At 41.8% G+C, this 13,390-nt stretch carries 13 protein-coding genes; 7 read left to right on the top strand and 6 right to left on the bottom strand.

Going from position 1 to position 13,390, the window contains the following annotated elements:
- Nucleotides 1-19 precede the first annotated feature (19 nt).
- The 3 genes from QM738_RS04865 (at nt 20) to QM738_RS04855 (ending at nt 2,489) form a co-directional block, all read left to right on the top strand.
- Nucleotides 20-1,081 carry a serine hydrolase gene (locus tag QM738_RS04865; RefSeq protein WP_462275550.1) on the top strand — a complete coding sequence of 354 codons (1,062 nt, stop codon included), beginning with the start codon at nt 20-22 and terminating at the stop codon, nt 1,079-1,081.
- Between the two features lie 76 nt (nt 1,082-1,157).
- Nucleotides 1,158-1,475 (top strand): hypothetical protein, encoded by a 318-nt coding sequence (locus tag QM738_RS04860; protein WP_462275549.1) that lies wholly within the window; start codon nt 1,158-1,160, stop codon nt 1,473-1,475.
- A 21-nt stretch (nt 1,476-1,496) separates the two neighbouring features.
- Nucleotides 1,497-2,489 (top strand): DUF418 domain-containing protein, encoded by a 993-nt coding sequence (locus QM738_RS04855; RefSeq protein ID WP_462275548.1) that lies wholly within the window; start codon nt 1,497-1,499, stop codon nt 2,487-2,489.
- 37 nt (nt 2,490-2,526) lie between these two features.
- Here QM738_RS04855 and QM738_RS04850 read toward each other — a convergent pair whose 3' ends face one another.
- Nucleotides 2,527-3,198 (bottom strand): DUF1579 domain-containing protein, encoded by a 672-nt coding sequence (locus QM738_RS04850; RefSeq protein WP_462275547.1) that lies wholly within the window; start codon nt 3,196-3,198, stop codon nt 2,527-2,529.
- Between the two features lie 184 nt (nt 3,199-3,382).
- Nucleotides 3,383-4,033, bottom strand: coding sequence for a DsbA family protein (locus QM738_RS04845; RefSeq protein WP_462275546.1), 651 nt, complete (start codon nt 4,031-4,033; stop codon nt 3,383-3,385).
- Nucleotides 4,034-4,162: 129 nt separating this feature from the next.
- On the opposite strand from QM738_RS04845, the gene QM738_RS04840 reads away from it, so the two are divergent.
- The 3 genes from QM738_RS04840 (at nt 4,163) to QM738_RS04830 (ending at nt 6,899) form a co-directional block, all read left to right on the top strand.
- Nucleotides 4,163-5,755: a L,D-transpeptidase family protein gene (locus QM738_RS04840; protein WP_462275545.1), complete on the top strand. Its 1,593-nt coding sequence runs from the start codon at nt 4,163-4,165 to the stop codon at nt 5,753-5,755.
- A 159-nt stretch (nt 5,756-5,914) separates the two neighbouring features.
- Nucleotides 5,915-6,100 (top strand): hypothetical protein, encoded by a 186-nt coding sequence (locus QM738_RS04835; protein WP_462275544.1) that lies wholly within the window; start codon nt 5,915-5,917, stop codon nt 6,098-6,100.
- 127 nt (nt 6,101-6,227) lie between these two features.
- Nucleotides 6,228-6,899 (top strand): hypothetical protein, encoded by a 672-nt coding sequence (locus QM738_RS04830; protein WP_462275543.1) that lies wholly within the window; start codon nt 6,228-6,230, stop codon nt 6,897-6,899.
- Between the two features lie 38 nt (nt 6,900-6,937).
- Here the strand turns inward: QM738_RS04830 and QM738_RS04825 are convergent, their stop codons facing one another.
- From QM738_RS04825 to QM738_RS04810, 4 genes are all read right to left on the bottom strand, one after another.
- Nucleotides 6,938-7,522, bottom strand: coding sequence for a hypothetical protein (locus QM738_RS04825; RefSeq protein ID WP_462275542.1), 585 nt, complete (start codon nt 7,520-7,522; stop codon nt 6,938-6,940).
- Between the two features lie 93 nt (nt 7,523-7,615).
- The gene (gene polA, locus QM738_RS04820; RefSeq protein ID WP_462275541.1) at nt 7,616-10,480 is read right to left on the bottom strand and encodes a DNA polymerase I; all 2,865 of its coding nucleotides are present in this window, start codon (nt 10,478-10,480) and stop codon (nt 7,616-7,618) included.
- A 347-nt stretch (nt 10,481-10,827) separates the two neighbouring features.
- Nucleotides 10,828-11,250 (bottom strand): hypothetical protein, encoded by a 423-nt coding sequence (locus QM738_RS04815; RefSeq protein ID WP_462275540.1) that lies wholly within the window; start codon nt 11,248-11,250, stop codon nt 10,828-10,830.
- A 77-nt stretch (nt 11,251-11,327) separates the two neighbouring features.
- Nucleotides 11,328-12,059 (bottom strand): esterase family protein, encoded by a 732-nt coding sequence (locus QM738_RS04810; protein WP_462275539.1) that lies wholly within the window; start codon nt 12,057-12,059, stop codon nt 11,328-11,330.
- A 154-nt stretch (nt 12,060-12,213) separates the two neighbouring features.
- Here QM738_RS04810 and QM738_RS04805 point away from each other — a divergent pair, with 154 nt between their 5' ends.
- Complete coding sequence (locus QM738_RS04805) at nt 12,214-13,386, top strand: hypothetical protein (RefSeq protein WP_462275538.1); 1,173 nt, start codon at nt 12,214-12,216, stop codon at nt 13,384-13,386.
- Nucleotides 13,387-13,390 lie beyond the last annotated feature (4 nt).

Here is a 13,390-nt window from a genome sequence, read left to right as displayed (position 1 = left end):
TGACTAAAATATTTCAACCATGAATATCATACCCGCAGGAAGCAATAACCAGGACCTGGCAGTGAATGACCTGTTCCACGCACTGGATGCAAAACTTAAAAACAAATGTGTGGGCTATGCCTTTGTTATCTCTTACAAAGAAAATTTCTGCACCGGCAACTCCGGTGGTTTTTGCAGGCTGCAGCAGGACGATCACCCAAGAGTGATGACCGTTTTTGAAAAATACAATTGCGCCAGCGTAAGTAAACTGGTAAGTTCGGCAGCATTGTTATTGCTGTTGTATAAAAAAGAAGGTGTGGGACTGAACTCGATGATGTGGGAATGGTTACCCTCGCACTGGACAATGGGTAATAATATTAAGACGATCACTTTTAAAGAATTGCTGACACATACCAGTGGTTTCAGAACAAGTGTACGAAGCTATGCCGATCTGAAAAAGCTGATCAAGGATGGCATTAACCTGAATGATAAGAATGACAGTTATTACAACAATTCCAATTATTCATTGCTGCGGTTGATCATTCCAAAACTGGCGGGCTACAGTATTTTATCGCTTAAAGGATTGTCAGAAAGCGTGATCGCATCAAAAGAACCAACGCAGGCAGAAACATTTGCGAATGATTATATTGATTACTGCCGTAAACATATTTTTGAAAAGCTGGCCAGCATGCCGGATATGAGCTGCACGGAACCTACCCTACAACCTGCCTTGTTTTATGATAACGAAGACACAACAAAAACAGGACGGCATATGGGTGATCAGCGATTGAATGCAGGCTCGGGCGGATGGGTAATGACCACATTGCAGATGGCGCATTTGTTCCGGTCCATTCATCACACCGAAAAAATAATGCCAGCTGCCTTGGCCAAACGTATGCGGGACGAACACCTGGGGTATGGGCTGGAAGAAGTGGAAGGTGTGATGAGTTATTTTAAATCGGGCGGCGAGAGCCTGGATGGCCGTGAATACAGTTCTTTAACCATGGGTTTTGCAAACGGCGTACATATTGAAATGATGACCACATCGCACATGGCGTTGAAGAACATTGCATGGGATGCTTTTAAGGAATGGTATCATTGATGTTTTGCAGTTTGCTTGCAATTCATAAAAATGATGCTTATTTTTCCCATAGAACCACCCGTTTAAAACCTTTACTATGTCAAACATCGCAGCTCCTGTTGCTCAAAAAGAAAGGATCGGCATTATAGATTCATTGCGTGGCGTGGCCATACTGGGCATATTGTTGATGAATATACCCGGCTTTGCGTATGCAGTAATGGGTCATGACCCCTCTATCAAAAATGAGTACGGTACTATCAATTATTATATCTGGAAATTTGTTGACTGGGTGCCCGATGGTACACAAAGAGCACTGTTCAGTATGCTGTTTGGCGCCGGCATCATTCTTTTTGTAAGCGGTAAAGAAAAGCAGGGCCATACTGTAAGCCCGGCCGATTATTTTTTCCGCAGGTAATTATGGCTCATCGTTTTCGGGTTGATCAATATCTATATTTTTTTATGGCGGGGCGATATTTTGTTTGATTATGGCTGCTATGGTTTTTTGGTATTCGTATTCCGTTTGTGGGAACCTAAAAAACTACTGATGGCTGCAGGGCTTTGCTTTATATTGATGCTGGCCCGGGAGAACAGGGACCTGTATAAAGACAAAACAATGATCGCCAAAGGAGAAGCGGTGGAAAAAATAGATACACTCACCACCAAATTGACCGACGATCAAAAAGAAGTAATGGGTGAAATGCAGGAATTCAGGGAAAAGTTCACTATGCCAAGCAAAATAAAAAGAATGGAAAAAACCAACCGGAAAGTAACAGGTACTTACGGTGAAGTATACACTAACAGAACAGATGCTTACCTCTCAAGCCTTATCACATACACTTATATGTCCGTTTGGGATGTGATCTCCTTCATGCTGCTGGGCATGGCTTTTTTTAAAATGGGCATATTGACGGGCAAAGCGTCTATAAAATTGTATACCATCATGTGTGTTGCAGGTTTGGGGTTAGGTCTTTTAGTAAGTTATTATCAATTGCAGCCCTATATCAATACCCACTTTAATTATTTTGAGTATCTAAAACAAACCCCCGTGAGTTTTTATGAAGTGGGCAGGTTATTGCGTTCACTGGGCTTTTTAGGATTGCTGATGCTGCTGTACAGGTCGGGTGTATTTAACTGGTTCTTTGCAATAATGCGGCCGGTGGGTCAAATGGCATTCACCAACTATCTTTCACAATCGATTTTCTGTGCGGTCATTTTTTATGGGATAGGGTTTGGCCTGTTTGGCAAATTGCAGCGCTACGAGGCTTATACAGTTGTACTAAGTATCTGGTTATTCCAAATTATTTTCAGCAATATCTGGATGCGTTATTTTTTATACGGCCCATTTGAATGGCTGTGGCGCAGCCTTACTTACTGGAAAAAGCAGCCTTTTAAAAGAAGTAATAATGATGCAATAAAAAGCCCCGCATAAATGCAGGGCTCTTTCGGGACAAGGTTTATACAATGGTTTATTTTTTTGTCATCATTATTTCCATCATCTTAAATTCTTTACCGGTCTTTTGATCCGGGCCATACATTTCCATTTTTTGTGTCTTATCATCGATCACGGTAAATACTTCCCGCATGGTGCATTGTTTGCCGGGCCTGCATACATCAGGATAAGTGCCGCTCATGTTCAACGTTTTTTTGGCAGCATCCCAGTCACCTTCCATCATCATAATGCCGGTGCCCCAGTTGTCGATCCAGGAGGAAACAAATTTTTTCTTGGCATTATCATAACCGGTAATGCTTTCACCTTCAAAAGGCATTCCCATCATGGTGGAAGTATGTTTGCTGGACTGATAACGGCCGCCCAATATCATTGTGTTAACTGCAGTGCCAGTTGTTTTTTGCGGGGCAGCGCCATCGTAATCCCACATGGTCATATCGCCTTTCCAGGTACCGTTGGAAGCAGCCAGCCATTTGTGCATATCACCAGGCGTAGCATAATCCATCATGGCCTTCATCATGGTGGCAGAATCCACCACTACCCAGGGTTCATCTTTTTTAGTATCGGCCATTTTTTCTTTTTTGTCCATGGCAGATGAATCGCCGCCTGCCGGTTTTTTTTCATCAGTGCTGTTGTTGCAGGCAAGCAGTACTACTGTTGCAGTGCAGATAGTCAAGATCGTTCTTTTCATAATTCAATTTTTATAGTTTTAGTTTTTCATGAAAGCATAGCATAACTCTTTCATGGTATAAAATGAGGCAGGTAAAATACAGTTTAGTTTTTGCATTTGCAAGCAAAAACAGCCCGGCTTTCTTTAAGCGAAAATTAAGTTTTCCACTTTGCCGCGGTAAAATTTATAAATGAAATGGCGGGAGTTATTCTTTTATTTCGGCTAAAATATTTTCCAGCCGTTGTAGTACACCTTCATAAGCAGTAAAACCTTTTGCCAAAAGATAGAATTTTGTTTCGCTGAACTGCATCAGTACCTGCGGATAACTATCTACATTTAGTTGCCTGCACAGGCTGAATTCGTAATAAGCTTTTTCTTTATACTCCTCACTTTTCAGTTTGGTATAAAATGCCTCTTCGGGCAGTTGGTATTTTTCCAACAGGTGCCGGTAAGCTTCATCATCATCCAGGTCGCGGCCCTCGTAATTTAAAGCATATTGCAGGTCGCTTGCAAAATCCAGTTGCTGTGCAGGATAATATTCTTTAAAGATGCACAAAGCAATAGCAGGCTTTTCACTGTTCATCACCCAATCGCTTTTATCAGGGTTGGCAGTATGCCATAAAAAATCCTCGCCGAATTGTATACCGGTCAATGCTTCCACTCTTTTATAAGCGCTTTGTATGTAGGGGCCTATTTTTTCTATCGGCATCACACTTTCACCGATCATCATGCCGCCACTCAACACTTCAATATCCAGTTGTTCACTAAATTCAGCAGCTATCTTTTTCATCACCGGGCTAAAACCATAGCACCAGCCGCAATAAGCATCATAACAATAAATTAAAATTGGCTTCATCCTCATTTTTTAAGGGTACAAAAATACAGATTAACTGCCGCAGGCCCTCAAAGAACAAAATGTCTTTTAAAGTTGGATGAACTGCTTTTTAAAAAACTTATGGTAGTTTTGAAACCTACAAAGATCATTATGAAACAAATTTTTATTGCCGCAATTGCAACAACGCTTTTATTCGCCGCCTGTACCTCATCCAATAACAAAAAAGACCTGCCACCTGTAGCGCCCAGAGATACCACGGTAACGCCGGCAGTAGCTTACAGCGACATCTTTTTAGACAGTGCCACCATGGAAAAATTCATTGCACAAGAGGGTTACAGGGATTCACTGGCCAACCGCCTGCGTAGTTTTTACAACAGCCGTAACTACCAGTATGCCTGGTTCTTTAAAGAAGGAGCTGCAGATTGCGCCGCTACATTTCATGATATGTACAATGATTATATCAACTATTCCGGCGACAGCAGTTTAAAAAATCCGCAACTGGAAACATTATACGACTCTGTTCTTTCCGGTAATCTTAAAATAACCGACAGCCTTACTGCAAAAACAGAGCTGCTGCTTACTGCACAGTTCTTCCGCTATGCACGGAGAGCCTACCAGGGCAATAACCAGCTGGATGCAAAAGAGCTGGAATGGTTCATACCCCGTAAAAAAATCGACCCGGCCGGGTTACTGGATTCATTGCTGGCGAATAAAGGCAAAAACCTATCTGCTTATGAACCCGTGAACCGGCAATACAACTTATTAAAAGAGCAGTTGCTGAAATATTATGCCATTGAAAAAAATGATAACTGGGCACCCATTGCAACAGATAAAAAATCATATAAATTAAATGATGCGGCGCCTGTATTGACAGCAATTAAAAAACGCCTTTTCCTTACCGGCGACCTGGAGAAAGAAGACAGCACTACTACCTTCAATACAGAGCTGCAGGCTGCAGTAAAGGGTTTTCAAAAAAGATACGGGTTAAAAGAAGATGGAATTATCAATACCGCATTTTTAACGCAATTGAATAAACCTATACAGGAACGTGTACAGCAGATATTGATCAATATGGAACGCATACGCTGGATGCCTGTTGCACCCACCACCGATTATATATTGGTGAATATACCGGAGTACCGGTTACACGTATACGAAAATGGTAATTATGCCTGGAGTATGAACGTGGTAACAGGATCGGTGGTGCACAGTACGGTTATTTTTAGCGGGGCCTTAAAATACGTGGTGTTCAGCCCCTACTGGAATGTAACGCCCAGCATTATAAAGAACGAGATACTGCCCGGTATGGCTAAGAATAAAAATTACCTGGCATCGCATAATATGGAATGGAACAATGGTGCTGTAAGGCAATTGCCCGGTCCAAAAAATTCCCTGGGCCTGGTGAAATTCCTCTTTCCCAACAGCTATAATATTTACCTGCACGATACACCCGCTAAAAGTTTATTTGGAGAAAGCAGCCGTGCGTTCAGCCATGGCTGTATAAGGTTGGCTGAGCCGAAGAAACTGGCGCAATATCTTTTGCGCAATGATGCCGCATGGGATTCGGTAAAGATCACCAAAGCGATGAACTCCGGCAAAGAACAATATTACACCCTCCAAAAAACCATACCGGTATTCATTGGTTATTTTACTGCATGGGTAGACCGACAAGGCAAACTCAACTTCCGTGATGATATATACGGGCACGATAAAAAACTGGCTGAAAGATTGTTTAAAAAATAAATAATAGCCGTAATGATTTAAGAAGGAACAGCAATTATGTAATTGCTGTTTTTTTATGCGGCGAAATACCGTTTACTAAGCAAAAGCCACCGCAAACAAACTATTGAACAATGAAGACGGCGGCCATCTGTTACTTTGTGGTACAAAAAAGATATAGTCATGAAAACAACAACAAACAAGTTGGGTGTTACCATGAGCAAAGAAGAACTGGAAGTGATAACAAAAGAAGTAAAAGAAACTTTAGCTTTTGACTATCTCAAACAAAATAAGCATTTCGGTTCTGTTGACTTATGGAATATCCAGCGGCGCAGAAAAGGCATACATTCCCGCAGAATGTACGTTTAAAGAATTTACCGGCCCTATTGTTTTTCTCAGGTAAGTTTAGTTTAAGCGGGTAAAGGTTATCACTATGATAACCTTTTTTTATTTTGTATATTTAAAATGAAATATTATCCACTAAAACCGGCTTCAAGTGAAAGCAGTAATAAAAGCTTTTAAAATACTCATGCTGTTTTCTCTATTTTTCTTTTCCTGCAATCGCAATGAAAACAGGAAAATAGAAGAAGCTGCCAAAAGGCTGAATGAATTTTGCAACGTACGGGAAACAAAACTGGAAGTATCGCCCAAAGACATTTTTACTGGTTTTGATACATTAAAAGGAATTGCAAAACAAATTAACCTTTGTTCTTTAGATAAACCGGGAGATTCAATAATTATAAGGGTTTGGTTCGATACAGGAGGCTTACAGATAAAACAATTTGTGTTGGAGATCGGCTATCAAAACCAATCTTATTTCGGAGCTTTTTATGAGTTTAAGACATACTACCCGGATTCATCACGCAAAAAAATGGCCAAGGTCTTGTCTAAAAGGGATATTGGAACCCAATCACAACTAAGCCAAATCTTCAACAACCTGATTATGATGGACATTCTCACACTTCCCACTATGGAAGACCTGGGCCCGGGATTTGGCGGCGGCGATGGTAATAATTACTGTGTTGAGGTATTTTCAAAAAAGCATTATCGCTATTATGTTTACTGGTGTCCCAATGAATTTAAAGGCCGCAATAAATTCATTGACCAGATTATAATGATATTGAATTATTTAAGAAAAGAAATAAAAATACAGGATGAGGCATGTTAACATCATTCATCCTGTACATTCCTGTTCATTTGATTTAATTACTTCCCATACACCACAAAACTAAACGGTGCAATTACCGTAGACGCCTTTGCTTCATTTACTGTAAACCGGACCCTGTTTGGTGGTAAAAATTCGTAGGTGATGATGCCTAAAGAAATACCATTCTTGTTATTGATATGATCTTCAGAAACAGCAGTGAGTATAACAGGTGTTTCATCAAAATTATGACTGAATGTTACCGTGATGCTGTTATTGGATTGCACCGGGTCGCCGGTAACACCGTATTTTAAACCGATCTTGTAACTGTAACCATTATACTTTTTATCATATTCAGGGTTCAGTGCACCGTAAGCAGTAGGCGTTAATTGCTCCGTAATTACTTTTAAAGATATTTTGGCAAGGCCCAGTTCCAGGTGGTCCTGGTTGGATTTGGTGACCAGTTTATCTACCGTTTGTTTCAGTTCGGCAACCTCGTCCTGAAGTTTCTGTATCTTGATACTGCTGCTGTCTGCAACCCTTAAATTAGCAGCAGGCATAGGCTTTATTGACGCATTGTTTTGCGCTGCTGCTGTGGCAGCATACAAAACAGCCGTGGCTAAAGCAAGCAATGGAGTGGATTTCATATACGTGATTTTTGGTGTAATGATAAGATAAGGTCTCGCTCAATCTAAAACGACCGGAAACATATTTTATTATTTTATGATAATCCGGGCCAATTAATGCGCTTCCAGCCAGTTGTCACCAAAACCTATCTCTGCATCGGTCGGCACATCGTTGGGTAAAGCCAGCGCCGTTTGCATGCAGTTTAAAATAACGGGCTTGATGGTCTCAAGTTCGTCCTTATGTGCATCAAATACCAATTCATCATGCACCTGCAGCAGCATCCTGCTTTTAAATTGATGTTTGTTGAATTCCTCGTGTATCTTGATCATCGCCAGTTTGATCATATCCGCTGCGGTACCCTGTATAGGTGAGTTAATGGCATTGCGCTCTGCAAAACCACGCACCGTAAAGTTGGCAGAATTAATATCCCTTAACCAGCGTTTGCGGCCCATCAGCGTTTGTACGTAACCGCTCTCCTTTGCAAAATTGATGGTATCATCCATATATTTCTGGATGTTGGGGAATTGCTTTTTATAATTATCAATGATCTCCTTTGCCTCTGCACGGGGAATGCCTAAATTTTCTGCCAGCCCGAAAGCGCCCTGCCCATAGATGATACCAAAATTCACGCTCTTGGCTTTGTAGCGCATTTCTTTTGTAACAGCAGATTCTTCCACGTTAAAAACCTTTGCCGCAGTAGCGGTATGAATATCCTTACCGGTACGGAATGCTTCGCACATATTGGCATCGCCGCTGATGGCTGCCACAATGCGTAATTCAATCTGCGAATAATCAGCCGAAACAAGGATATGATCTTTATCGCGGGGAATAAATGCTTTGCGGATCTCTTTACCCCTGTCGGTACGTACAGGAATATTCTGCAGGTTAGGATTATTACTGCTCAGCCTGCCGGTAACAGCTACCGCCTGTGCATAGGAAGTATGTACACGACCGGTTTTTTTATTGATCATTAAAGGCAGTGCGTCCACGTAAGTGGATTTTAATTTCGTGTACTCACGGAAAATTAAAATATCATCCACAATTTTATTCTGCGCTGCCAGTTTTAATAATACATCTTCACCGGTGGCATATTGACCAGTTTTTGTTTTTTTAGCTTTAGGATCCAGCTGCAGTTTATCAAACAATACTTCGCCCAGTTGCTTGGGGCTTGCCAGGTTAAAACGCACACCGGCCTGCTTGTACACATTCTCTTCGGCAGCTTTTGCCTCCCGTTCCAGTTCCTTACTGTAATCGTTCAAAAATTTTTCATCAATGCGGATGCCTTCAAATTCCATGGCGGTTAAAACTTTTACCAATGGATTTTCCACTTCGTAAAAAACTTTCTCAACTTCTTTTTGTTTTAACTGCGGTAAAAAAACATGCTGTAATTGTAAAGTAATGTCCGCATCTTCCGCAGCATAATCTTTTATCTTTTCAAATTCCACATCCCGCATATTGCCCTGTGTCTTTCCTTTTTTGCCGATCAGTTCATCAATATGCACAGGCTCGTAACCTAAATATTTTTCGCTCAGTGCATCCATACCTCTTTTGCCATCGGGTTCAATAACATAATGCGCCAGCATGGTATCAAAAATATTACCGGCCAGTTCAAAGCCATACCATTTCAGCATCAGCATATCATACTTCAGGTTCTGCCCGATCCATGTTTTTGAAGTATCATTAAAAATGGGTTTGAACTGGTTTAATATCGCCATACATTCTTTTTGATCGGCGGGGCAGGGCACATAATAGGCTTCGCCTGGTGTAACAGAAAAACTCAGGCCCACCAGCTCTGCATCATTGGCATCTATGCCCGTGGTCTCTGTATCAAAACAGATCTGTGATTCTTTTTTAAGTATAGCGATCAGCTGGCTGATGGAATCTTTGCTGTTGGCAAGAATATAGTTGTGTGGTGTGTTATGGATATTCTTATCAACTTTTAAAGCGCCTTCTTCTGCATCACTGTCGTCGGCAATTGCCGGTGCTGCTGCTGGTTCGGGTTCAATAACGTTGCCAAAAAGATCCATTTGCGGTGTAGCGGCTTTGGCTTTGGCAGATGGTGCAGCTGTTTTGGTATTGGTATCAACAGCAGCATCAGCACCCTCTTCGCCCAATATTCTTTTGCCCAGTGTTTTAAATTCCAGTTCAGCAAAAATATCTTTCAGCACTTCCTTATTCATCTCTTTAATACGGAAGTTCTCTTCATGAAATTCAGCGGTAGGCACATTGGTGATAATGGTGGCCAGCTTTTTACTCATGGTGGCCAGCTCTTTACCAGCAACGATCTTTTCGCCCAGTTTGCCTTTTATCTTCTCTGCATTTTCCAATACATTTTCCAGGGTGCCGTATTCTTTTAAAAGTTTGGCGGCAGTTTTTTCACCTACGCCGGGTATGCCCGGGATATTATCCACGGCATCACCCATCATGCCCAATATATCGATCACCTGTTCCACTCTTTCAATATCCCATTTTTCACAAACTTCTTTCGGCCCCAGTATTTCATAATTACTGCCCTGGTAAGGTGGTTTGTAGATCTTTATTTTTTCAGAAACCAGCTGACCATAATCCTTGTCGGGGGTAACCATGTATACTTCGTAACCTTCCTTTTCGGCCTGTTTGGCCAGTGCGCCGATCACATCATCTGCCTCGTAACCATCAATGGCCACCACGGGAATATTAAAGCCTTCAATGATCTTTTTGATGTCCGGTACAGCAGCAGAAATATCTTCAGGCGTTTCCTGGCGGTTGGCCTTGTAATCAGCAAAATCAGTATGCCTTTCGGTGGCGGCGCTAGTATCAAAACACACGGCCATGTGTGTGGGGTTCTGATTTTTTATAAGGTCGATCAAAGTATTGGTAAAACCGAATTGTGCATTGGTATTGCGGCCCTTACTGGTAATGCGTGGATTGCGTATAAGTGCATAATACGCCCGGAACACGAGGGCAAAAGCATCCAACAGGAATAATTTTTTTTGCATGGCATAAAAATAAACATTTGCCCTGCTAATCAAATAAAAAAATAAAAAAGGTTGTTATTCAACAACCTTCATTAGTGCTTTCCGGAATGATTGGATTTTCCAGGATCAACTTCTTTACTTAGGGGTAATGAACAGACCGGATGGCTTTTAAAATGGATATTGTATGTTCTTCACAAGTATTGGATATCAGCTTGTTTTTTACCATCACAAAAATATAATACAGTAACTGGCCGGTGCTCTGCAAGATTAGGAGGAATGACCCGCTTTTTTTAGTGGGGTGTGCAACCTGGCAAAATATAAAAGCCGTTTCTGATGGAAACGGCTTTTTCTCTGGGGGTTAGTAAAATCTATAACGAGGTGATGAGAAATCTTTCGGTGTCTTTTTCTCCGGTCTTTTCAAAACTGATACCGGCATCGCTTACTGTATTGATGTTCCAGAAATCATTTAAATGATCCAGTACAGTATTGGAATTATTGAAACTGATAGTAATGGTGTTCGAAATATTATCTTCCAGCCAATGTCCTTCGATCACTTCTTTTCCTTTGCTGGCAACAACTTTACCGGTGGCATCAAAACTAAAAGTGTAATCTTCAAAAATACAGGTCTTGTCGATACTTGCATTGCTGAAGCAATTCACCTTCCAGGTGGGCTTGTTAACCAGTTGTTCGCTGATCGATTTTGAAACAGCTAATTTGTTAAGACTGGTGCAGGCCGCAAAAAACAATATAACTGAGCACTTAATTGCAAAAACTAAAGCTGGCTTTTTCATGTGTCAGGATTTTAGAAGGATTTCCCTTATATAACTGAGAAAAAGCCAGTTTATTGTATGCCGGTATTAAAAAGCGCTTAAAACCTGCTGCCTAAATAAGCGGGCAGCATGGCCCTCCAGGTTGGCCAATCGTGTTTCCACTCGTGCCCCCACACATCCAGTTCGTAATTGATGCCTTTGTTGTAAAGCACGCCTGCAAACTCTTTGGCAGCGTCAGGAGCTTCGTAATCACCGCTTCCGGTAAGGATATGAATGTGGTGGCTGCTGCGTATCTGCTCTAAAATATGATGGTCGCTCAGGTTGGGAATATAGTGCATAGGCGAATTGAAATACACCTGCTCATCGTAAAATCCCTTGGTATATTCCATCAGGTTATAAACCCCGCTCATAGCAATAACGCCGTTGATAAGATCAGGACGTTTTAAGAACAGGTTCATACTGTGCAGGGCACCAAAAGATGCACCGCAGGTAATGATGGGTGTTTCCCAGGACGTGCTGTTCTTTATAAAAGGGATCACTTCGTTGTAAACATATTCATTGAACTGGTTCTGGCGGATGGCTTTGTGCTCACCCTGCATATTATTGTTCAGCCAGCTTTCGTTGTTAATGCTGTTAATGGAAAACACTTTTACTTTTCCGCTGTCAATAAAAGGCGCTAAAGTATCTATCAATTGAAAGCGTTCATACTCCAGGTAATCAGCAGCGGCTGTGGGTACCAGTAATAAAGCAAATCCGTAATCGCCATAAGTGGCAACAGGCATATCTTTTTGCAGTGCCGGGCTGAACCAGCTGGTGAGCTCTCTTTTCATTTTTTTATTATATTTACATTTTAGAGATAAAAACTACGTTTCCGGCCTTGAAATTATGAAATCTGGGTGATGTTTATGCAACGCCGGGTAAAATTCGGGAGTCTTGATTTTTACCATTACCATTCGCCATTATAAACTATACTAAACAGCAATCATGAAAACTAAATTATTCTTAGCCGCAATCCTTGCGCTATTTTTTATTTCCTGTCAAAAAGAAATGAGCTTTGAAGGTGGTGGTACCATCGGCAGTGCTGAATTTACGTACGACGGTGCTCCTGCTGCCTGCACATTGCCTGTAATAAGCGGTACTTATATGGCCGGCATTAATTTAAGTGCTTCCAATACCGTTACCTTACCTGTTACAGTAACCAAAACAGGTACCTATGCAGTATCCACCGCCAGTGCTAACGGTATCAGCTTCAGCGGTACCGGTACCTTTACATCGTTAGGTAGTCATACCATTGTATTAACCGGTTCGGGTAAGCCTGTTACTGACGGTTTATATAGTTTTGTTCCGGGCGTTACAGGCTGCAGCTTTACCATTACGGTTGCTGCTGCTGCGCCACCTGCTGTATTTACTTATGCTAATACCGCCGGTATCTGTACCGGCCCTGTTGTAAGCGGTACATACAAAGCAGGCACTCCACTCACCGCTGCCAATACCATTGTATTAAGCGTTACAGTTACCACAGCGGGCAGTTATTCTGTAAGCACCAATACAGCGAACGGGGTAACTTTTTCAGGCTCCGGCTTACTGGCACTGGGTGCACAAACCATTACACTTACCAGTACCAACACGCCTTCGGCAGCCGGCAGCTTTGATTATACACCAACAGGAGGTTGCAGTTTCCCTATTGTTTATACACCTTCAACCGGCGGCGGTGGTGGTAGCGGAACTAATTTTTTAAAGTGTAAAATAGATGGTACGCTGGTGAATTTTAATACCAATCTGCAGGGCATTGGTGTAACAGTGGCGGGCTTTCCTGCAACCTTTACAGTACAGGGTAAAATTTCCGATAACTCCGGCCCTGAAGAATTCTGGGTGGCGGTGCAAAATCCCGGGGCCGTTAACACGGGGTTATATCCCAATGTTACTTTTACAACTATACTGGACAGGGGATGCATTGTAAGTTACTATCCAACCGGTTTCCCTAATATATACTTTGGTGTATCTGTGCTTACCAGCAACGATTTTAGTGTAACTATCACATCGCTTACGGCCAACCGTATAGAAGGCACTTTTTCCGGCACCTTATGGGATCAGAACGGTACCAGCTTTACAGTTAAAAAAACGATTGATTCCGGCTCGTTCAGTGTAGGATTTTAAAACG

This window comes from Ferruginibacter sp. (assembly GCF_049840995.1).
Classification (GTDB): domain Bacteria; phylum Bacteroidota; class Bacteroidia; order Chitinophagales; family Chitinophagaceae; genus Ferruginibacter.
This window is presented reverse-complemented; position numbering and strand designations above follow the sequence as displayed.

Excerpts from the sequence above, each read along its gene's own strand:
- QM738_RS04860 (WP_462275549.1), top strand. The coding sequence starts at position 1,158 with ATGTCAAACATCGCAGCTCCTGTTGCTCAAAAAGAAAGGATCGGCATT.
- polA (WP_462275541.1), bottom strand. The coding sequence starts at position 10,480 with ATGCAAAAAAAATTATTCCTGTTGGATGCTTTTGCCCTCGTGTTCCGG.
- QM738_RS04840 (WP_462275545.1), top strand. The coding sequence starts at position 4,163 with ATGAAACAAATTTTTATTGCCGCAATTGCAACAACGCTTTTATTCGCC.
- QM738_RS04805 (WP_462275538.1), top strand. The coding sequence starts at position 12,214 with ATGAAAACTAAATTATTCTTAGCCGCAATCCTTGCGCTATTTTTTATT.
- QM738_RS04810 (WP_462275539.1), bottom strand. The coding sequence starts at position 12,059 with ATGAAAAGAGAGCTCACCAGCTGGTTCAGCCCGGCACTGCAAAAAGAT.
- QM738_RS04815 (WP_462275540.1), bottom strand. The coding sequence starts at position 11,250 with ATGAAAAAGCCAGCTTTAGTTTTTGCAATTAAGTGCTCAGTTATATTG.
- QM738_RS04835 (WP_462275544.1), top strand. The coding sequence starts at position 5,915 with ATGAAAACAACAACAAACAAGTTGGGTGTTACCATGAGCAAAGAAGAA.
- QM738_RS04865 (WP_462275550.1), top strand. The coding sequence starts at position 20 with ATGAATATCATACCCGCAGGAAGCAATAACCAGGACCTGGCAGTGAAT.
- QM738_RS04825 (WP_462275542.1), bottom strand. The coding sequence starts at position 7,522 with ATGAAATCCACTCCATTGCTTGCTTTAGCCACGGCTGTTTTGTATGCT.
- QM738_RS04850 (WP_462275547.1), bottom strand. The coding sequence starts at position 3,198 with ATGAAAAGAACGATCTTGACTATCTGCACTGCAACAGTAGTACTGCTT.
- QM738_RS04845 (WP_462275546.1), bottom strand. The coding sequence starts at position 4,033 with ATGAAGCCAATTTTAATTTATTGTTATGATGCTTATTGCGGCTGGTGC.